This window comes from Pseudonocardia sp. ICBG601 (genome assembly GCF_020496245.1).
Map to the genome: position 1 here is coordinate 3,262,083 of NZ_JAHLJA010000148.1, position 20,195 is coordinate 3,282,277.

At 73.1% G+C, this 20,195-nt stretch carries 20 protein-coding genes and 1 tRNA gene; 12 read left to right on the forward strand and 9 right to left on the reverse strand.

What is annotated here, in order from left to right; translation table 11 throughout:
• The first annotated feature begins 46 nt into the window (after positions 1-46).
• Positions 47-826: a DUF3159 domain-containing protein gene (locus KPL57_RS44920; protein ID WP_226356460.1), complete on the forward strand. Its 780-nt coding sequence runs from the start codon at positions 47-49 to the stop codon at positions 824-826.
• Between the two features lie 45 nt (positions 827-871).
• Here KPL57_RS44920 and KPL57_RS44925 read toward each other — a convergent pair whose 3' ends face one another.
• Together KPL57_RS44925 and KPL57_RS44930 are read right to left on the reverse strand one after the other, a co-directional pair.
• Positions 872-1,525, reverse strand: a complete 654-nt coding sequence (locus tag KPL57_RS44925; RefSeq protein WP_226356461.1) for a TrkA family potassium uptake protein — start codon at positions 1,523-1,525, stop codon at positions 872-874.
• Positions 1,525-2,187, reverse strand: coding sequence for a TrkA family potassium uptake protein (locus KPL57_RS44930; RefSeq protein ID WP_226356462.1), 663 nt, complete (start codon positions 2,185-2,187; stop codon positions 1,525-1,527). Before KPL57_RS44930 ends, KPL57_RS44925 begins: the two co-directional genes overlap by 1 nt.
• A 140-nt stretch (positions 2,188-2,327) precedes the next feature.
• Between KPL57_RS44930 and KPL57_RS44935 the strand changes: the two genes are divergently transcribed.
• The 6 genes from KPL57_RS44935 to KPL57_RS44960 all read left to right on the forward strand — a co-directional run bounded on the left by KPL57_RS44935 (position 2,328) and on the right by KPL57_RS44960 (position 7,665).
• Positions 2,328-4,409: an APC family permease gene (locus tag KPL57_RS44935; protein WP_226356463.1), complete on the forward strand. Its 2,082-nt coding sequence runs from the start codon at positions 2,328-2,330 to the stop codon at positions 4,407-4,409.
• A gap of 32 nt (positions 4,410-4,441) precedes the next feature.
• Entirely contained in the window at positions 4,442-5,602 is a 1,161-nt protein-coding gene (locus KPL57_RS44940) for a class I SAM-dependent RNA methyltransferase (protein WP_226356718.1), read from the forward strand.
• Positions 5,599-6,309, forward strand: a complete 711-nt coding sequence (locus KPL57_RS44945; RefSeq protein ID WP_226356464.1) for a metallophosphoesterase — start codon at positions 5,599-5,601, stop codon at positions 6,307-6,309. Before KPL57_RS44940 ends, KPL57_RS44945 begins: the two co-directional genes overlap by 4 nt.
• 73 nt (positions 6,310-6,382) lie before the next feature.
• Positions 6,383-6,459 (forward strand) — tRNA-Leu (locus KPL57_RS44950).
• Between the two features lie 18 nt (positions 6,460-6,477).
• On the forward strand, positions 6,478-6,840 hold the full coding sequence (locus tag KPL57_RS44955; RefSeq protein WP_226356465.1) for a hypothetical protein: 363 nt from the start codon (positions 6,478-6,480) through the stop codon (positions 6,838-6,840).
• A 192-nt stretch (positions 6,841-7,032) separates the two neighbouring features.
• Entirely contained in the window at positions 7,033-7,665 is a 633-nt protein-coding gene (locus tag KPL57_RS44960; protein WP_062402721.1) for an ANTAR domain-containing response regulator, read from the forward strand.
• A gap of 72 nt (positions 7,666-7,737) precedes the next feature.
• Here the strand turns inward: KPL57_RS44960 and KPL57_RS44965 are convergent, their stop codons facing one another.
• From KPL57_RS44965 to KPL57_RS44990, 6 genes are all read right to left on the reverse strand, one after another.
• Positions 7,738-8,451 (reverse strand): ABC transporter ATP-binding protein, encoded by a 714-nt coding sequence (locus KPL57_RS44965; protein ID WP_178375072.1) that lies wholly within the window; start codon positions 8,449-8,451, stop codon positions 7,738-7,740.
• A complete protein-coding gene (locus tag KPL57_RS44970; protein WP_226356466.1) occupies positions 8,438-9,352 on the reverse strand; it encodes an ABC transporter ATP-binding protein in 915 nt (304 codons plus the stop codon). Before KPL57_RS44970 ends, KPL57_RS44965 begins: the two co-directional genes overlap by 14 nt.
• Positions 9,349-10,503, reverse strand: coding sequence for a branched-chain amino acid ABC transporter permease (locus tag KPL57_RS44975; protein WP_178375071.1), 1,155 nt, complete (start codon positions 10,501-10,503; stop codon positions 9,349-9,351). Before KPL57_RS44975 ends, KPL57_RS44970 begins: the two co-directional genes overlap by 4 nt.
• The gene (locus KPL57_RS44980) at positions 10,500-11,510 is read right to left on the reverse strand and encodes a branched-chain amino acid ABC transporter permease (protein ID WP_178375070.1); all 1,011 of its coding nucleotides are present in this window, start codon (positions 11,508-11,510) and stop codon (positions 10,500-10,502) included. Before KPL57_RS44980 ends, KPL57_RS44975 begins: the two co-directional genes overlap by 4 nt.
• 125 nt (positions 11,511-11,635) lie before the next feature.
• Positions 11,636-12,862, reverse strand: a complete 1,227-nt coding sequence (locus KPL57_RS44985; RefSeq protein ID WP_374203873.1) for a branched-chain amino acid ABC transporter substrate-binding protein — start codon at positions 12,860-12,862, stop codon at positions 11,636-11,638.
• A 239-nt stretch (positions 12,863-13,101) separates the two neighbouring features.
• Positions 13,102-13,551 (reverse strand): PaaI family thioesterase, encoded by a 450-nt coding sequence (locus tag KPL57_RS44990; protein WP_226356468.1) that lies wholly within the window; start codon positions 13,549-13,551, stop codon positions 13,102-13,104.
• Positions 13,552-13,695: 144 nt separating this feature from the next.
• On the opposite strand from KPL57_RS44990, the gene KPL57_RS44995 reads away from it, so the two are divergent.
• The gene (locus KPL57_RS44995; protein WP_226356469.1) at positions 13,696-14,433 is read left to right on the forward strand and encodes a carbonic anhydrase; all 738 of its coding nucleotides are present in this window, start codon (positions 13,696-13,698) and stop codon (positions 14,431-14,433) included.
• Between the two features lie 113 nt (positions 14,434-14,546).
• The gene (locus KPL57_RS45000) at positions 14,547-15,140 is read left to right on the forward strand and encodes a carbonic anhydrase (protein WP_226356470.1); all 594 of its coding nucleotides are present in this window, start codon (positions 14,547-14,549) and stop codon (positions 15,138-15,140) included.
• Between the two features lie 4 nt (positions 15,141-15,144).
• Here the strand turns inward: KPL57_RS45000 and KPL57_RS45005 are convergent, their stop codons facing one another.
• Positions 15,145-15,993: a class I SAM-dependent methyltransferase gene (locus KPL57_RS45005; protein ID WP_226356471.1), complete on the reverse strand. Its 849-nt coding sequence runs from the start codon at positions 15,991-15,993 to the stop codon at positions 15,145-15,147.
• 300 nt (positions 15,994-16,293) lie between these two features.
• On the opposite strand from KPL57_RS45005, the gene rpsA reads away from it, so the two are divergent.
• The 3 genes from rpsA to coaE all read left to right on the forward strand — a co-directional run bounded on the left by rpsA (position 16,294) and on the right by coaE (position 19,995).
• Entirely contained in the window at positions 16,294-17,784 is a 1,491-nt protein-coding gene (rpsA, locus tag KPL57_RS45010) for a 30S ribosomal protein S1 (protein ID WP_208826920.1), read from the forward strand.
• Between the two features lie 237 nt (positions 17,785-18,021).
• Positions 18,022-18,825 carry a hypothetical protein gene (locus KPL57_RS45015; RefSeq protein ID WP_226356472.1) on the forward strand — a complete coding sequence of 268 codons (804 nt, stop codon included), beginning with the start codon at positions 18,022-18,024 and terminating at the stop codon, positions 18,823-18,825.
• A gap of 42 nt (positions 18,826-18,867) precedes the next feature.
• Positions 18,868-19,995, forward strand: coding sequence for a dephospho-CoA kinase (coaE, locus tag KPL57_RS45020; protein WP_226356473.1), 1,128 nt, complete (start codon positions 18,868-18,870; stop codon positions 19,993-19,995).
• Positions 19,996-20,195 lie beyond the last annotated feature (200 nt).

Consider the following 20,195-nt stretch of genomic DNA (forward strand, 5'->3'; position numbering starts at 1 on the left):
CGCGGGACCCTCGCGGCCTGCTCCTGAGCCGACGGATCGGACCGGCTTGAACGACCACCACCACGACGCCCCGACCACCCGGATCCCGCGAGTCCCCGACGTGGACCCGCAGGACCGGACCGCGCCCCTCGGCCGGCCGGTGACGGCACCGGCGCACGCCGCCGGGCCCGAACCGGACCGGTCCGGGCCCGAGGCGCCACCGGCCACGGACGCGGGCGGCGAGGCTCCGACCCCCACCCTGCTCGAGCAGATGGGCGGGGTCACCGGGATCGTCGCCTCGACCATCCCGGTCGTGGTGTTCGTCGTCGCCAACATCCTCGGCGACCTGCGGACCGCGCTGTACGCCGCGATCGGGGCCGGGGTGCTGGTGCTGGTCTGGCGCCTGGTCCGGCGCGACCCGGTGATGCCGGCGATCTCCGGCCTGCTCGGCGTCGGGGTGTGCGCGCTCGTGGCCAGCCGGACCGGCGAGGCCCGCGGCTTCTACCTGCCCGGTCTGCTCTACAGCGGCGCCCTCGGGATCGTCGCGCTGGTCTCGATCATCGCCCGCTGGCCGCTGGCCGGGGTGATCTGGCACGGCATCAACGGCCACGGCACCGAGTGGCGCCGGGACCCCCACCTGGTCCGCGCCTACGGCTGGGCCACCGCGGTGTGGGCGACGACCTTCCTCGCGAAGGTCCTCGTGCAGGGCGGGCTGTACCTGGCCGACTCCGAGACCTGGCTGGGCGTCGCGCGGCTCGCGATGGGCTACCCGCTCACCGGGGTCGCGATCCTGGCCACGATCCTCATCGTGCGCCGCGCCGAGCGCGCCCGCACCGCGACCGCCTGACCCGCACCGGCGCGCGGGACACCCGCGCGCCGGTCCCGGGCGGGGTCACATGAGGGCGGCGCGGATGTCCTCCTCGACCGCCGTCGTCGCCACGAACAGCAGCTCGTCGCCGCCCTCCAGGGCGTCGTCGGGCTGGGGCACGATCACCCGGCCGCCGCGCAGGATCGTCACCAGCGCCGAGTCCGTCGGCAGCTCCAGCACCCGCACCGGCCGCCCGGCCAGCGGCGTGTCCTCGGGCAGCGTCACCTCGACGAGGTTCGCCTGCCCCTGGCGCAGCGTCAGCAGCCGCACCAGGTCACCCACGGCGACGGCCTCCTCGACCAGCGCCGCCAGCAGCCGCGGCGTCGACACCGCGACGTCGACGCCCCAGTTCTCCCCGAACAGCCACTCGTTGCGCGGGTCGTTCACCCGGGCCACCACCCGGCGGACCCCGAACTCGGTCTTCGCCAGCAGCGAGACCACCAGGTTGACCTTGTCGTCGCCGGTCGCGGCGATCACGACGTCGCAGCCCTCGATGCCGGCGTCCTCCAGCGAGGACAGCTCGCAGGCGTCGGCGTGCACCCACTCGGCCTCGGGGACGGAGTTGGGGTCGATGTGGTTCAGCTCGCGCTCGATCAGCATGACCCGGTGGTCGGACTCGACCAGCTCCAGCGCGATGGACCGCCCGACGGCGCCCGCCCCCGCGATCGCGACCCGCATCAGTCCTCCTCGGGCGGCGCCGCGGCGGCCGCCGTCACGTCGCTGACCGTGCCCGAGACCGCCGCCACGTAGACGGTGTCCTCGTGCTGCACGGTGGTGTCCTTGGTCGGCAGCACCCCGGTGCCGAACCGCACGATGAACGCGACCCGCGAGCTCGTCGCCCGCTCCAGGTCGCGGATCGGGCGTCCCACCCAGTCCTCGTGCAGCGGCAGCGGCAGGACGGCCACGGTGCCGGTGGGCTCGCGCCAGGCGGTGGCGACGCCGTCGGGCAGCAGCATGCGCAGCAGCCGGTCGGTCGTCCACGGGACGGTCGCGACCGTCGGGATGCCCAGACGCTCGTACACCGCGGCGCGCTTGGCGTCGTAGATCCGGGCGACGACCTTGCCGACGCCGTAGCTCTCGCGCGCCACCCGGGCGGCGATGATGTTGGAGTTGTCCCCGGAGGAGACGGCGGCGAACGCGTCGGCGGACTCCAGCCCGGCCTCGTCGAGGACGCTGCGGTGGAAGCCGAAACCGACGACCTGGCGCCCGCGGAAGTCCGGGCCGAGCCTGCGGAACGCCTGCGGGTCGCGGTCGATCACCGCGACCTCGTGGCCGAGCCGCTCCAGGCCCGAGGCCAGGGACGCGCCGACGCGGCCACATCCCATGATCACGACGTGCATGGCGTCAGGGGTCCTTCCGCCGGGTGGGGAGCCCGGGATGTACGATTCGTTCCTTCTGTACGGACGGCGACGGGGACGCCGACGACGCGGAGTGAACGCTATCGCGAAGCGCAACGGAGCGGGGGCATAGGCTGCGCCCCGTGTCCAAGCTCGCCGTCGCTCTCAAGCGGCTCGTGGTCGGACGACCGCAGCGCAGCGACCGCCTGACCAGCACCCTGCTCCCGAAGCGGATCGCCCTCCCCGTGTTCGCCTCCGACGCCATGTCGTCGGTCGCCTACGCCCCCGAGGAGATCTTCCTGACCCTGTCGGTCGCCGGGGTCGCCTCCTACGCGATGTCGCCGTGGATCGGTCTCGCCGTCGTCGTCGTCCTGCTGACGGTCGTCGCCAGCTACCGGCAGAACGTCCACGCCTATCCCTCCGGCGGGGGTGACTACGAGGTCGCGACGGTGAACCTCGGCAAGAACGCCGGGCTGACCGTCGCCAGCGCCCTGCTGGTCGACTACACCCTCACGGTCGCCGTCTCGATCTCCGCGGCCGCGGCGAACATCGGTGCGCTGGTGCCGTTCGTCGCCGAGCACAAGGTGCTGTTCGCGGTGTCGGCCATCGCCGTGCTCACCGCGATCAACCTGCGCGGCATCCGCGAGTCCGGCACCGCCTTCGCGATCCCGGTGTACGCCTTCGTCATCGGCGTCGCGACGATGATCATCTGGGGTCTGACCCGGGTGCTGATCCTCGGCGACTCCGTCCGGGCGGAGAGCGCGGACCTGCACCTGGTCGCCGAGGGCGACGCGTTCACCGGCCTGGCGCTCGTGCTGCTCGTGCTGCGCAGCTTCACCCAGGGCGCGGCCGCGCTGACCGGCGTCGAGGCCATCTCCAACGGCGTGCCCGCCTTCCGCAAGCCCAAGTCGAAGAACGCGGCGTCGACGCTGCTGCTGCTCGGCGCGATGTCGGTGTCGCTGTTCATGGGGCTGATCGCCCTGGCCCAGCTCACCCACGTCCAGATCGCCGAGGACCCGGCGCGCCAGTTCCCCGACGCCCCGCCCGGCTACGAGCAGCACACCATGATCGCCCAGCTCGCCGACGCCGTGTTCGACAACTTCCCGCCGGGCTACTTCTTCGTCATCGTCATGACGGCGCTGATCCTGGTCCTCGCCGCGAACACCGCGTTCAACGGCTTCCCGGTGCTCGGCTCGATCCTCTCCCAGGACCGCTACCTGCCCCGCCAGCTGCACACCCGCGGCGACCGGCTCGCGTTCTCCAACGGCATCGTCGCGCTCGCGCTGTTCGCGATCCTGCTGGTCGTCGGCTTCCAGGCCGAGGTCACCCGGCTCATCCCGCTCTACACCGTCGGCGTGTTCGTGTCGTTCACGCTGTCCCAGGCCGGGATGGTCCGGCACTGGAACCGGGAGCTCGCGCTGGACCCCTCGGCGTCCGAACGCCGCCGGATGCGCCGCGCGCAGTCGATCAACGGGTTCGGCGCCTGCATGACCGGCGTCGTGCTGATCACGGTGCTGATCACCAAGTTCACCCTCGGCGCCTGGATCGCGATCGTCGCGATGGCCGGGTTCTTCGTGCTCATGCGGCTGATCCAGCTGCACTACGACCGGGTCGCGGCCGCACTCGTCGCCGACGAGTCCGACGACGTGCTGCCCTCGCGCAACCACGCCGTCGTCCTGGTCTCGACGCTGCACAAGCCGACCCTGCGGGCGCTGGCCTACGCCCGAGCGACCCGCCCGGACATCCTCGAGGCCGTCACGGTCAACGTCGACGACTCCGACACCAAGAAGCTCGTCGAGCAGTGGCACAAGCGGAACCTGCCGGTCCCGCTGAAAGTCGTCGAGTCGCCCTACCGGGAGATCACCCGGCCCGTGCTGGACTACGTCAAGCGCATCCGCAGCGACTCCCCGCGCAACGTCGTCACCGTCTACATCCCGGAGTACGTCGTCGGGCACTGGTGGGAGCAGGTGCTGCACAACCAGAGCGCGCTGCGGCTCAAGTCGAGGCTGCTGTTCCAGCCGGGGGTGATGGTGACCAGCGTGCCGTGGCAGCTGCCGTCGTCGTCGCGCACGCGGGCGCTGTCGCCGCTGCAGGCGCCGGGGGCGTCCCGCCGCGGCTACCCGGGCATGGAGCAGCTGCCCGGCGAACGCCGCGACGGCGCGGGCGTCGGGACGGGTGGCGGCACCCCGTCCGCACCCCGGGTGACGAAGAAGGAGAACCGGTGAACGCCGACACGGCGACCGACTGGACCGACCGCATGCTGGAGCTGCGGGTCGGCCCCGTCGCGCACGGCGGCCACTGCGTGGCCCGCGACGGGGACGGTGGCCGGGTCGTGTTCGTCCGGCACGCACTGCCCGGTGAGCTGGTCCGCGCGGTGGTCACCGACGACCCGGGCGGGGCGTTCTGCCGCGCCGACGCCGTCGCCGTGCTGGAGGCGTCCCCGGACCGGGTCGAGCCCGCCTGCCCGTGGGCCGGGCCCGGTGGCTGCGGCGGCTGTGACTTCCAGCACACCGACCACGCCACCCAGCGCGCCCTGAAGACGACCGTCCTGCGCGAGCAGCTGGAGCGTCTCGGCGCCGGCGCCGCGGTCGTCGCCACCGCCGACCTCGCCGCCGTCGAGGTCGAGGAGCTCCCCGGCGGTCCGCTCGGCTGGCGCACCCGGGTGCGGCTGGCCGTCGACGACGACGGCGTCCCCGGCCTGCGCGCCCACCGCAGCCACGACGTGTGCGAGATCGGCGACTGCCCGCTCGTCCCGGCCGGCGCGCTACCGCCGGTGCTGGAGCGCCGCTTCCGGCCCGACTCCGAGCTCGACGTCACCGTCGTCGGCGACGGCGCCGCCCGGGTCGGCTCCGGCGCGACCGTGCACGCCGCGGACCGCACCTGGGAGCTGTCGGCCGGCACGTTCTGGCAGGTCCACCCGGCGCTGCCGAACACCCTCGCGTCCGTCGTGCGCGACTGGGCCGACGCCCCCACCGGTGGCGTCGCCTGGGACCTCTACGGCGGCGTCGGGCTGCTCGGCTCGGTCCTCGCCGACCAGGTGGGGGAGTCGGGGACGGTGCTGGTCGTCGAGTCCGCCACGTCCGCGGTCGCCGACGGCGCCTCCGCGCTCGCCGACCTGCCGCAGGTCCAGTTCGTCCGCGGCCGCGCCGAGCGCGAGATCAGCCGGCTCGGCCCCGACCCCGACGTCGTGGTCACCGACCCGCCGCGGGCCGGGCTCGGGAAGGCCGCGGTGCGCGACCTCGCCGCCCGCGCCCCGCAGCGGATCGTGCACATCGCCTGCGACCCGGCCGCGCTGGCCCGCGACCTGTCCCTGTTCGCCGCCGCCGGGTACCGCACCGCCGCGCTGCGGGCGTTCGACGCGTTCCCGATGACCCACCACATGGAGGCGGCCGCCCTGCTGGAGCGGACCCCGGGGTGACCACCGTCGTCCAGCTCTCGGACCTGCACCTCGGCCGCCCGGACACCGACGGCCGGGCCGCCCGCGCCGTCGCGGGGGTCCGGGCGCTGGACCCGGCGCCGGACGTCGTGCTCGTCACCGGCGACCTCGCCGACGACGGCGCCCCCGAGGCCTACGCCTCCGCCGCACGGCTGCTCGACGGCCTCGGCGCGCTGCACGTGCCCGGCAACCACGACGACCGCGCCGTGATGGCCGACGCCGTCGGCCCGGTGGGCGACCGGCTGCACCGCACCGGCGGGACCACCGTCGCGCTGCTCGACACCCTGGTCCCCGGGGCACCGCACGGTGCGCTGTCCGACGCCGCGGTCGCCCTGCTCGCCGAGGCCGTCCGGGACCCCGCGCCGCTGCTGGTCGCCCTGCACCACCCGCCGGTCGCGGTCGGGCACCCGGTCCTCGACGGGATGCGGCTGCTCGAGGCCGGTGTGTTCGAGGCCCTGCTCGCCGCGCGCCGCGACCCGACGCTGGTGGTGTGCGGGCACGTCCACACCCCGCTGGCGACGACGGTCGCCGGGCACCCGCTCGTCGTCGCGCCGTCGGTGGCGCCCGCCCTGCGCTGGCCGGACGTGCCCGGGACCGGGGGGAGCGACCCCGTCCCGGCACCGGGCGGGGTGCTGCACGTGCTCGGGGACGGGCCGCCGCGCAGCCGGTTCCTGAGCTGGCCGGTGTGAGGCGGGTCGGCTGCCGCGGGTTGCCCGGAACCCGCTAGGATCGGTTCACAACAGAATGCACTGAATTGCTTTCGCCCTCGTATTCCAACTGGCAGAGAAAGCGGTCTCAAACACCGTACAGTGTGGGTTCGAATCCCACCGGGGGCACCATTCTCCGATCCGACCGACGTGTCGGCCCAGGGCTCCGGGCCCCGCGTCCCGGGGTGCTTCCACCTCCTGGCCTGCAGGTCTCCTCCGGGGAACCTGGTCGGACACGCCCGCCGGATCCGGCTCGAGCACTGGCAGCGCGACATCGTCGACGCCCACCCCGACCGTTTCCTGCGCGGAATGTTCCCTTCCGACGGCTGTCGCACCACGAACCGTGTCCGGTCCCGCCGGCCCGACGGTTCCGTGCGCGGGTACGCCGATCCGCGCCGGTTCCTCGGCGCCACCCCCGATGACATCGTGCGGCTCGCCGAGGCGGCCCCGGACCGGACGGGGATCGCGCACCGGCGGGCGCCGCGCGACCTCGCCGTCGGTCGCGCGAGGTGACGCCGTCGCCGCGCTGGACGCGGCGATCGGCCTGACGGCGTGAGCGCCGCCGCCCCTGTCCGATCGGACGGGTAATGCGGTCGACGGAGCGTGTTTCCGCACACGAAAGGCCGAAGTGGTTCGGCTGTGCACCCGTACCGCCGGTAGCCTGGGCGCTCCGGACACCCCACTGACCGATGAAGGAGTTCTCCGGTGACCGACAACGTTCCCGCAGAGACGCCGGCCGAGGACGGCCCGCAGCCCGGGTGGCGGGTGCTGGTCGTCGAGGACGAGGCGCTGATCCGCATGGACCTGGCCGAGATGCTCTCTGAGGAGGGCTACCGCATCGCCGGTGAGGCCGGTGACGGCGAGGCCGCCATCACCCAGGCCCGCGAGCTGAAGCCCGACCTGGTGATCATGGACGTCAAGATGCCCAAGAAGGACGGCATCGAGGCGGCGTCGACCATCGTCGAGGAGAAGATCGCGCCGGTCGTCATGCTGACCGCGTTCAGCCAGCGCGAGCTGATCGAGCGCGCCCGCGACGCCGGCGCCATGGCCTACCTGGTCAAGCCGTTCGCCCGGCACGAGCTGGTCCCGGCCATCGAGCTCGCCGTCTCCCGGTTCGCCGAGAAGAAGGCGCTCGAGGACGAGGTCGCCTCGCTCAACGAGCGGTTCGAGACCCGCAAGGTCGTCGACCGGGCCAAGGGCCTGCTCATGACCGCGCAGAAGATGTCCGAGCCGGAGGCGTTCCGCTGGATCCAGCGGACCGCGATGGACCGCCGCACCACGATGAAGGCGGTGGCCGAGGCCGTCGTCGAGGGGCTCGCCCCGGCGAAGTCGTCCTGACCGACGACCACCCGCGACCACGACGAGGGGCCCCGCCGGTACCGGCGGGGCCCCTCGTCGTCACGGCGGCGGTCAGGCGACGCCGAGGTAGGCGTCCTTGATCGCGGGGTCGGCCAGCAGGTCGGCCCCGGTGCCCGACCGGACGATCCGCCCGGACTCCAGCACGTAGGCCCGGTGGGCGCGGGACAGCGCCTGCTGGGCGTTCTGCTCGACCAGCAGCACGGTCACGCCCTGCCGGTTGATCTCGGAGACGATCCGGAAGATCTGCGCGATGAACTGCGGGGCCAGGCCCATCGAGGGCTCGTCGAGCAGCAGCAGCCGCGGCTTGGCCATCAGCGCCCGGCCGATCGCGAGCATCTGCTGCTCGCCACCGGACAGGGTCCCGCCGACCTGGGAGCGGCGCTCGGCGAGCCGCGGGAAGAGCTCGAAGATCCGGTCGAGCTCCGCGGGCAGCTCCTTGCGGTCCCTGCGCGTGTAGGCGCCCATGTCCAGGTTCTCCAGGACCGTCATGCCCGGGAAGATCCCGCGGCCCTCGGGTGCCTGGCTGATCCCGCGGACCACCCGCAGGTCGGCGCGCAGGGTGCTGATGTCGTCGCCGTCGAAGGTGATCGAGCCCGACGAGAGCGGGCGCAGCCCGGACACGACGCGCATGGTGGTGGTCTTCCCGGCGCCGTTCGCGCCGATCAGGGTCACCACCTCGCCCTCGTTCACGGTCAGCGAGATCTCGTGCAGGGCCTGGATGCGCCCGTAGTGCGCACCCACCCCGGTCATCTCAAGCAGAGCCATCGTCGGGAACCCCCAGGTAGGCGGCGATCACGGCCGGGTTCTCCCGGATCTCGGCGGGCAGCCCCTCGGCGATCTTGCGGCCGAACTCGAGCACCACGATGCGGTCGGTCACGCCCATGACCAGCCGCATGTCGTGCTCGATGAGCAGGACGGTGTACCCGTCGTCGCGGATGGTGCGGATGAGCCCCATCAGGTCGTCCTTCTCCGCCGGGTTGAAGCCGGCGGCCGGCTCGTCCAGACAGAGCAGCTTCGGCTCGGTGGCGAGCGCGCGGGCGATCTCCAGGCGTCGCTGGTAGCCGTAGGGCAGGTTGCGGGCCTTCTCCGCGGCGCGGTCGGCGATGCCGACGAACTCCAGCAGGGCCATCGCCTTCTCGATCGCCTCCCGCTCCTCGCGCAGGTGGCGCGGGGAGCGGACGAGCGCGCCCAGCACGCTGGTCCGGTGCCGGGCGTCGGTGCCGACGACGACGTTCTCCAGCGCCGTCATCTCGCCGAAGAGACGGATGTTCTGGAAGGTGCGGGCGATGCCGAGGCGGGTGATCTGGAACCGCTGGCGACGCCCGAGCGGGGCGCCCTCCAGCAGCACCCGGCCCGAGGTGGGCCGGTAGACCCCGGTGAGGGCGTTGAAGCAGGTGGTCTTGCCCGCGCCGTTCGGGCCGATCAGCCCGAGGATCTCGCCGCGCCGGATGTCGAAGGAGACGCCGTCGAGGGCGACGAGGCCGCCGAAGCGCATCCCCACGTCCTCCATCGACAGCAGCGTGTCCCCGACGTCGACGGCGATGTCCCGGTCCGGGGCGACGACCTCGGCGACCGCCGCCTCGTGCTCGGCCCGCTCCTCGGGCGTCATCCGGGCGACCTCGGCGACGATGCCGCCCTCGACCGGTTCCTGGTCGGGGGCGCTCACCGGACGGGCCCCGAGCTCGCGGTGCCCGCGGTCATGGGGTCGTCGGCGGCGACCTGGTCGGGCCGTCCAACGAGGCGCCGGTAGGCCTCGCGGCCGTAGGTGAGCAGCCGCTGCCGGGCACCGAGCAGGCCCTGCGGCCGGAACGCCATGAGCACGATGAGCGCCACTCCGAAGATCAGGTACTTGTAGCCCGCCAGCTCGACGAACCGGTTCGGGATGTAGGACACGATGAACGCGCCGACCACGGCGCCGACCTTGTTGCCGGACCCGCCGAGCACCACCGCGGCGAGGAACAGCACCGAGGTGGGGACGTCGAACTTCTGGTTGTTCACGAAGCCGACCTGGCCCGCGAACAGCGCCCCGGACAGACCGCCGATGGCCGCGCCGATGACGAAGGCCCACAGCTTGAACTGCACGGTGGGGACGCCCATGATCTGCGCGGCGTCCTCGTCCTCGCGGATCGCGATCCACGCGCGGCCGACCCGGCTGCGCTCCAGGTTCCCGACCAGCACCAGGATCACGATGGTGATCGTGACGACCAGCCAGTACCAGCTGGTGCCGTTGGAGTTGGAGAACAGCGGCTGGCCCGCGGAGTCGGTCCCCGGCGGGCGTCCGACGCCCTGGAAGCCGACCTGGCCCTTGAGCGGGCCGACGATCGTCGCCAGCAGCCGGATGATCTCCCCGAACCCGAGGGTGACGATCGCGAGGTAGTCCCCGCGCAGCCGCAGCGTCGGTCCGCCGAGCAGCAGGCCCGCGAGCATCGTGACGATCATGGCCAGCGGCAGCGTCCACAGGTACGGGATGTGCCAGACGACCGAGTCGGGGCTGGTGAACAGCGCGGCGACGTAGGCGCCGACGGCGAAGAAGCCGACGTAGCCCAGGTCGAGCAGGCCCGCCTGGCCGACGACGACGTTCAGCCCGATCGCCAGCAGCGCGAAGCGGGCGGCGTCGAACAGCGCGATGGGGAAGTTGGTGCCCGGCTCGGTGGTGATCAGCGGCGGGTTGAGCACCGGCAGCGCGTAGATCAGCGCGACGACCGGGAGCAGCCACAGCCACTGCTGCCAGCGGGGCAGGTCGTTCCAGCGGTCACGCAGCCCGCGCAGGCCGGACGTGCGCGCCGGGGCGGCCGGGGGAGTGGTCGAGGTCGTCATACCCGGGCCCTCCCCAGCGACTCGCCGAGGATGCCGGTCGGCCGGATCATGAGGATCCCGACCAGGACGACGAAGGCGACGACGTCGGTCCACTGCGCGTTGCCGAGCAGGGTCTGGCCGTAGTTGCCGATCACCCCGAGCAGCAGCCCGCCGAGCAGCGCGCCGCGGATGTTGCCGATCCCGCCGAGCACCGCGGCGGCGAAGGCCTTGATGCCGAGGATGAAGCCGCCGTTGTACTGGACGCCCGCGGGCACCTTCATGACGTAGAACAGCGCGGCCGCGCCGGCCAGGATGCCGCCGATGAGGAAGGTCAGGACGATGACGCGCTCGCGGTTGACCCCCATCAGCGTCGCGGTGTCCGGGTCCTGGGCGACGGCGCGCAGGCCGCGTCCGAGCCGGGTCCGGTTCACGAACTGGTCCACGATGATCATCAGCGCGATCGCGGCGACGAAGATGGTGATCTGCTGGCTGTCCACCGGTGCGCCGAAGATCGTGAAGACGACCTCGGGCCGGAACATGATCAGTGCGGGCTCCGGGTTGGGCCCGCGCCAGGCGAAGATCAGGTACTGCAGCGCGAAGGACGCGCCGATGGCGGTGATGAGGAACGCGAGCCGGGGCGCGTTCCGCCGTCGTAGCGGCCGGTAGGCGATGCGTTCGAGCAGCACCGCCACGATCCCCGCCGCGACCATCGCGACCAGCATCGCGAGTATCAGGTCCGCGACCAGGGCGACCGGTGAGAGGTCGGGGGAGGACGGGCCGAAGCCGAGCGCGGCGAGGGTGAAGAACAGGGCGTAGGCCCCGACGATGAACACCTCGGAGTGCGCGAAGTTGATCAGTTGCAGGACGCCGTAGACCATCGTGTAGCCCATGGCGATGAGCGCGTAGATCGCGCCGTAGGCCAGGCCGTCGACGGTGTTGGCCCAGAACTGGTCGGCGAGGGCGCCGACGTCGAAGCTGATCCAGTCCGGGCCCTGGGCGAGCACCGGTCCGATGGAGGTCAGGAGCACGGGGGTTCCTCACGTGCGTGGGCGTGCCCGCCCGCCCCGGTCGTCGCGGTGGCGACGACGGCGGGGCGGGCGGGCACGGTCGGAACTGCGTGTCCGGCCGAGGCCCGCGGCCGGTCGGGGCCGGCTCAGTTGCCGATCTCTCCCACGTAGACGATCTTGCCGTTCTCCACCTTGTAGCCGTAGACGGCCGTGGTGGCGAGCTCGCCGGTGGAGTCCCACTTGAACTGCTTGGACAGGCCGGCGCCGTCGTAGTTCTTGACGTAGTTCTTCACCGCGGCACGGTCGGTCGCCCCGGAGTCGATCGCCTTCAGCAGGATGGTGGCCGAGTCGTAGCCCTCCAGCGAGTAGGTGCCGGGCGCGGCGCCGTTGCTGACGGTCTTGTAGGCGTCGGCGAACTCCGGGATCAGCTCACCCGGGGTGCAGGGACAGGTGAAGAACGCGTTGTTGGACGCGTCGCCCGCGAGCTGGATGAACTGGTCGTCCTTGACGCCGTCCGGGCCGAGGAACACGCCGGTGAAGCCGCGGTTGGACAGCTGCTGGTCCAGCGGGGCGCCCTCGGCGTAGTAGCCGGAGTAGAACACCGCCTGCGGCTGCGCCGAGACGATCTTCGAGACGACGGCCGCGAAGTCCTTCTGGCCGGTGGTGACCTTGTCCTGGCAGCTGGCGTCGATGCCGGTGGCCTGCAGGGCCTGGTTGGTCGCCGCGGCCAGGCCGACGCCGTAGTCGGAGTCGTCCTGGATGACGCAGACCTTCTTGGCGCCCAGCTTGCCGGCCATGAACTTCGCCGCGGCCGGTCCCTGCACGTTGTCGTTGGCCAGCGCCCGGAAGAACGTGGTCCAGCCGTTCTTGGTCAGCGCCGGGTTGGTCGCCGACGGCGTGAGGTGGACCAGGCCGGCCTGCTCGAAGATGCCGCCGGTCGCCTTGGACTCACCGGAGAACGGCAGGCCGATGACGCCGACGATCGGCTGCTCGCTCGCGACCTGGGTGACGATGCCCGGCGCCTTGTCCGGGGTGCCCTCGGTGTCGAACCGCTTGAGCTGCACCTGGCAGTTCGGGTTCGCCTTGTTGTGCTGGTCGATCGCCAGCTGCACGCCGTTGACGATGTTGACGCCCAGCTGCGCGTTGCTGCCGGTCAGCGCACCGGCGTAGGCGAGGGTGGTGGTCGCGGCGCACTGCGCCTGGCCGTTGCCCGCCGGGTTCGCGGCGTTCGCCGGAACCGGGAGCGTGCTCACGGCGGGAATGTCCGGGCGGTTGCCCTGCTGCTCGCCACCACCGCCCTGCTGGCCGCCACCCTGCCCGGCGGCGCAGCCCGACAGCGTGAGTGCGAGTGCGACGCCGCCTGCGACGGCGATGGTGCGCCCTCGCCTGCCGGCTCCCTTGAGTCGTGATCCGAACACGTCGACCCTCCTGCTCGACCGCTCCCCCCGAAAAGAGCCGGTCTCCGTACGCCTGCGCCCGTCGGGCGAGGTCGGTCGGAAAGCTAGCCCTCGGGTTGCGTGCCGGAAAAGCGGTTCCGTCACGCTCTTAACCGAAGCGTGACAATGGAAGGCGGAGCTCAGAAGGAATTGATTCGACCGCGCGCCCGGAATCGTTACCGCGGCCGGGGTGTCGCCCCGTCGACGGGCGGACGCGTGTCGCGGTGCAGGCAGGTCAGCTTCGCGGTGCAGACGCGGCGGCCGTCGTCGTCGACGAGGACGATCTCGGTGGTCGAGGTGGACCGCCCGACGTGGATCGGCCGCGCGGTCCCGGTGACCCAGCCCGACGTGGCCGAACGGTGGTGGGTGCAGGCCAGCTCCAGCCCGACCGGGAACCGCTCGGGGAGCGCGTGCATCGCGGACAGGGTCGACCCGAGGGTCTCGGCGAGGACGCCGCTGGCGCCGCCGTGCAGCAGCCCGTAGGGCTGGCGGTTGCCCGCGACCGGCATCCGGCCGACGACCTCGTCGAGGTCGGCCTTGAGGATCTCGATGCCCATCCGGTCGGTGAGCTGCTCGTCGGCGTGCTCGGAGCTCAGCTCCGGCAGCTGGTCGGGGGTGATCGGCACCCGACGACCCTACGACGCGCCGTGGCCCGGGACGACGTCGTGCCACGTGGTCCACATCGCTCTTGCCCGCCCGTTCGACCGGATCTAACGTTTCGTACCGGAATGGTGAGCGTTGGCAACGAACGGGCGATCCGAGGTGGCCGGGTGGGGACGACGGGGCGGCGCGCGGTGCTGCGGGGCGCGGTCGGTGCCGGGGTGGCGCTGTTCGGCGCCGGGGCCTGTACGCGGGGGACGACGGAGGCCGCCACTGCTGCCACCACGGCCGCCACGGCGGCCCCGCGGGCGGATCCGGGCCCGCCGGACGCGGCGGGGGCACTGGTCCGGCTGCGCGAGGGCAACCGGCGCTGGCAGGAGGTCCACCCCGCCCACCCGCACGAGGGCGCCGAGGTCCGGACCTCGCTGGTGGGCGGGCAGCACCCGTTCGCGACCGTGCTGAGCTGCGTCGACTCCCGGGTCCCGCCCGAGCTGGTGTTCGACCAGGGGCTGGGCGACCTGCTGACCGTGCGCACGGCGGGCGAGGTGCTCGACGACGCCGTCCGCGGCAGCATCGAGTTCGGCCGCGGCGAGCTGGGGGTGCCGCTCGTCGTCGTGCTGGGGCACTCCTCGTGCGGTGCGGTGGCGGCCGCCGTCGACGCGGTGGACAGCGGCGAGCGGGCGCCGGGGCACCTGGCGCAGCTGGTGGCGGCGCTGCGGCCGTCGCTGACCGCCACCGGGACCCGGGCCGAGCGGATAGCCGCCGGGGTCGACACGCACGTGCGGCGCACGGTCGCCGCCCTGCGCCGCGACCCCGACCTGGCCGCGGCGGGCCCGGGCGCCCCGGCCGTCGCCGGTGCCCGCTACGACCTGGCCACCGGCCGGGTGGAGTGGCTCGAGACGCTCTGAGCCGCCGGCCGTGCGGGTCTCGTCACACGGGAGGGGTGCGGCGGCGTGCATGCTTGCCCGCGCGGACCCGTTCGCCGATCTTGGTCGGTGAGAAGCCGACCGAGGGAGACCCTATGGCGAACGACAGCAGGCCGACCGCGGCCCAGGCGTGGCAGATGATGGTGGAGGGCAACGGCCGCTGGCAGCGCGACGAGCGCGAGGACCCGCGCCGGTCCGCCGAGGAGCGCGCCGCCGCCGTGGCGGGGCAGACCCCGGCCGCGATGATCCTGTCCTGCTCGGACTCCCGGGTGCCCGCCGAGCTCGTGTTCGACCTGGGCCTGGGGGACCTGTTCGTCGTCCGGACCGCGGGCCAGGTCGTCGACGACGCCGTGCTGGGCACGCTGGCCTTCGGCGCCGGGGCGCTGGGCATCCCGCTGCTGGTGGTGCTCGGCCACTCCCAGTGCGGCGCGGTGAAGGCGGCCGTGTCGGTCGCCGCCGGGCAGCCCGCGCCGGCGCCGGCGACGCTGGGCGCGCTGGTCGGCGACATCGTCCCGGTGTGCGAGGGGGAGGGCGAGGGCGCCGTGGCCGGCGCGGTCGACGCCAACGTCCGCCGGGTCGTCGCGCAGCTGACGTCCGACCCGTCGCTGTCGGGGGCGGTCTGCAACAACCACCTCACGATCATCGGTGCCCGCTACGACCTGGAGACCGGCGCGGTCCTCGAGGTCTGACGGCTCAGCCCGGCCGGTGGGTCACGAGGATCGCGGTGCCGGGGAACAGCGCGCCGCGCAGCGGCGACCACTGCCCCCACACCCGCTCGTGGCCCTCCGGCCACTCCGGCTCGACCAGGTCGTCGAGCACCAGGCCGGCGGCGACGACGTCGCGCACCCGGTCGCCGAGCGTGCGGTGGTGCTCGACGTAGGTGGCCCGGCCGTCGCCGTCGACCTCCAGGTACGGGGTCCGGTCGAAGTAGGACTGGACGACGGTGAGCCCCTGCTCGCCGGGGTCGTCGGGGAAGACCCAGCGCATCGGGTGGTTCACCGCGAACACCCAGCGCCCGCCGGGCCGCAGCACCCGGTGCACCTCGCGCATGACCCGACCCGGGTCGGCGACGAAGGGGATCGCCCCGAACGCCGAGCAGGCGTGGTCGAACGTGGCGTCGGCGAACGGCAGGTGCTCGGCGCCGGCCTGCACGAGCGGCACCGGCAGCCCGAGCGCGTCGTTCAGCCGGGCCGCGTGGCGCAGCATCCCGCCGGAGACGTCGAGCGCGACCGGGTGCGTCCCGCGGCGGGCCAGCCACCGGCTGCACGGGGCGGAGCCGGCACCCACCTCCAGCACCCGCTTCCCGGCCAGGTCCGCGGGCGGGCCGAGCAGGCCCGCCTCGTCCTCGTGCAGGTTCTCCGGGCACCAGACGAACGCCTCGTCGCCGATGTCGGAGCCGTGCTCGGCCAGGTAGTCGTCGGCGTCGGCGTCCCACCAGCGGCGCCCGGCCGCCTCGGACTCGGCGCTGCCGACGCGGCGCCGGGCGACACCCGTGGTGCCCACGGCGTCCTCGGCGGAGAAGTACTCGTCGCGGCTGCTCATGACCACCCGATCGTCGCAAGCGCATGCGCTCCCGCGGATGGCGGACCCGCATTGCCGGGGGGTTTGCGGGCCGCGTAGCATTCTTCCCGCACCGTGGTCAACGTGTCGGCCGACCGCGCGGCGCCACTCCAGCGCCGGTCTCGCGGGTGTCCGTGCACCGATGTTCCCGACCACGGGAATCGACGCCAGAGGGTGACTGTTACAACGTCACAGCTACACGTACCAGAACCGGGGCGCGCTGCTGCAGCAGAGCCGACCGGGCCGACCATGCCAGAGAAATCCATCGGAGCACCTCACTACATGTCCACCGACACCACCGCCGCCCCGACCACGCCGCAGGTCGCTATCAACGACATCGGGTCGGAGGAGGACTTCCTCGCCGCCATCGACCAGACGATCAAGTACTTCAACGATGGCGACATCGTCGAGGGCACCATCGTCAAGGTCGACCGTGACGAGGTCCTGCTCGACATCGGCTACAAGACCGAGGGCGTCATCCCCTCGCGCGAGCTGTCGATCAAGCACGACGTCGACCCCGCCGAGGTCGTCGAGGTCGGCGAGTTCGTCGAGGCCCTCGTCCTCCAGAAGGAGGACAAGGAGGGTCGGCTGATCCTGTCCAAGAAGCGCGCGCAGTACGAGCGCGCCTGGGGCACGATCGAGGCGCTCAAGGAGGCCGACGAGCCGGTCGAGGGCACCGTCATCGAGGTCGTCAAGGGCGGCCTGATCCTGGACATCGGGCTCCGCGGCTTCCTCCCGGCCTCGCTGGTCGAGATGCGCCGCGTGCGCGACCTGCAGCCGTACGTCGGCCGCAAGATCGAGGCCAAGATCATCGAGCTGGACAAGAACCGCAACAACGTGGTCCTGTCCCGCCGCGCCTGGCTCGAGCAGACCCAGTCCGAGGTCCGCAGCGAGTTCCTCAACCAGCTGCAGCGCGGTCAGGTCCGCAAGGGCGTCGTCTCCTCGGTGGTCAACTTCGGTGCGTTCGTCGACCTGGGCGGGGTCGACGGCCTGGTGCACGTCTCCGAGCTGTCCTGGAAGCACATCGACCACCCGAGCGAGGTCGTCGAGGTCGGCCAGGAGGTCACCGTCGAGGTCCTCGACGTCGACCTGGACCGCGAGCGCGTCTCCCTGTCGCTGAAGGCGACCCAGGAGGACCCGTGGCGCCTGTACGCCCGGACCCACGCGATCGGCCAGATCGTGCCGGGCAAGGTCACCAAGCTCGTCCCGTTCGGCGCGTTCGTCCGCGTCGAGGAGGGCATCGAGGGCCTGGTCCACATCTCCGAGCTGGCCGAGCGCCACGTCGAGATCCCGGAGCAGGTCGTCCAGGTCGGCGACGACGCGATGGTCAAGGTCATCGACATCGACCTCGACCGCCGTCGCATCTCGCTGTCGCTGAAGCAGGCCAACGAGGGCATGACGGTCGACACCGAGTTCGACCCGACCCGCTACGGCATGGCCGCCGAGTACGACGACCAGGGGAACTACATCTACCCCGAGGGCTTCGACGTCGACTCCGGCGACTGGAAGGAAGGCTTCGACGAGGCCCGCGCGGCCTGGGAGAAGCAGTACGCCGAGGCGCAGGCCCGCTACGACCAGCACATGGCGCAGATCCGCAAGGCCGCCGAGGCCGAGGCGGAGGGCGGCGACGACATCGCGCCGGCGAACTACTCCTCCGGCGGTGACGACGACCGTTCGACCGGCGGTGGCGGTGGCCAGGCCGAGTCGGGTGGCTCGCTCGCCAGCGACGAGCAGCTCGCCGCACTGCGCGAGAAGCTCTCCGGCGGGGCCTGACAGCCCCCGGCCGGTCCCGCGCGGACCGGCGACAGCACCACACCGGGCCCCGGTGACCGTCACGGTCACCGGGGCCCGGCCCGTTTCCGGGGGCCCTACGTGGCCCGGTCGACGCCCGTTCACGTCGCTCGGCGTGTCAGAGCGGACACGCCAGGTGCAGATCACGGTTCGGCTGCGGTTGGTCACGGCGCGCGCACCGGTCCGGAGTCGATCTTCGGGTCGGCCTAGATTGGGTGCATGGCCGGCCGTACCGTCCGCCGGACGCGTTCCGGCGAGTCCCTGTCCCACGACCGCACGTTTCTGCGCCGCGGACGGTCCGCACTCGCGGGCGTCCTGCTCACCGCGGTCCTCGCCGGATGCGGCACGGCGTCCGGGGACACCGGGATCGCGGTCCCGACGTTCCCGGCCGAGCAGTCCGGCGCCGCCCAGGCCGGGCGGGGACCGATCCCGATCGCGCTGCCCACCGACTGCGTGCAGCTGATGGACCCCGAGCAGGCCGGAGCGCTGTTCGGGCAGGTCCTGGGGTCGGTGTCGGTCCAGTCGGTCCGCGGCGTCCCCGAGGCGTCGGTCAACCGCACCGAGCGCACCGCCTGCACCTACCGCGCGGGCGGCCAGGCCCAGGCCTTCGGCGGGGCGCGCAACTCCGGCCCGGTGCTGTTCCAGCTCAACATCGGCCGCTACGGCGACACCGCGTCCGCGACCCGGCAGTGGCAGCTCAACACCAACGCCGAGCGCGGCTCGGCCACCGCCTCGCGCGACATCACCGTGGGCTCGGTCCCCGGCGTCCTCGTCGAGCGGCCGGACGAGACCACCCTGGCCCTGGTCTACGGCGTCGACACGCTGACGTTCATCCTGCCGGTGGCCGCCCCCGGGCAGACCCGGTCCGCGGCCGAGACCCTGCCCGACCTGGCCCAGCGCATCATCCCGGCGCTGACGCCGACGCAGCCGCCGTCCGCGCGGCCGACGCCCGCCGCACCGCCGGCGGCGCCCGCCCCGCAGGCCGGCACCGGTGTCGCGGGCAACGCACGCGGCACCACCTGAGCGCGGCCGGGGCGACCCGGCACGGCCCGCTACGGTGATCACGTGCTGCGGACAGGGCTGACCGGCGGAATCGGTGCGGGCAAGTCGACGGTCGCGACACGACTGGTCGAACGCGGGGCGGTGCTGGTCGACTCCGACGTGATCGCCCGCGAGGTCGTCGAACCGGGCACCGCGGGGCTGGCGGCGATCGTCGAGGCCTTCGGCCGGGACGTCCTCGACGCCGACGGCCGGCTCGACCGGCCTGCCCTCGCCGCCGTGGTCTTCTCCGACGCCGGGGCACGGCGCACCCTCGACGGCATCGTGCACCCGCTGGTGCGGGCCCGGTCCGACGAGCTCATCGCCGCCGCCCCGGCGGACGCGATCGTCGTGCAGGACATCCCGCTGCTCGTCGAGGGCGGCATGGCCCCGGCGTTCCCGCTGGTCGTGGTGGTCGGGGTGGACGCCGAGGAGCGGGTCCGGCGGCTGGTGTCCGCGCGCGGGATGAGCGAGCAGGACGCCCGGGCCCGGATCGCCGCCCAGGCCACCGACGAGCAGCGCCGCGCCGTCGCCGACGTCTGGCTGGACAACTCGGGGGACCCGGACGACACCCGTCGCCGGGTGGACGCGCTGTGGGACGGGCGGCTCGCCGGGTTCGAGGAGAACCTGCGCACGGGCCGCCCGGCCGCGGACGGGCCGCCCCGGCTCGTCGAACACGACCCGGACTGGGCGGCGCAGGCCCACCGGCTCGCCGAGCGCGTCGCGGTCGCCGCGGGCGGTCCCGGCCGCGGGGTGGACCACGTCGGGTCGACGGCCGTCCCGGGGCTCCCGGCCCGCGACGTGCTCGACCTGCAGCTCGCGGTGGAGTCGCCCGCCGACGCCGGCACGGTCACCGATGCCCTGGTCGCGGCCGGGTTCCCGGTCGACGCCGCCGCCCCGGAGGAGACCACGGGCACGGTGCGGGTGCACCGCTCGGCCGACCCGGGGCGGGCCGCGGTGGTGGCCGTGCGGGTGCACGGCTCGCCCGCCTGGCGGCACGCGGTCGAGCTGCGGGACCGGCTGCGCGCCGACGCGACCGCCCGTGCCGGCTACGCCGCGCACAAGCGTGCAGCGGCGGAACGGCACGCCGACGACCCGGACCCGCGTCACTACCGTGCGTACACGGCCGAGTGGCGATCCGACCCGAACGGCTGAGCATGTCGGGACGCAGATCACGCGGAACGTGACGATCGGGTCGCGCCGGACCCGTTTCTGTAACGCCGCACGCTCGTTGGTCGATCAGGCGGGGCAGAGGGTGCTCCTGCCCGGATCGGCCGCGGTACCTGCGGGTACCCGTCGATCGGGCCGGTCACCGGGGTGATCGGCACCGGACCGGAGGGTCCGGTGACGGCGAC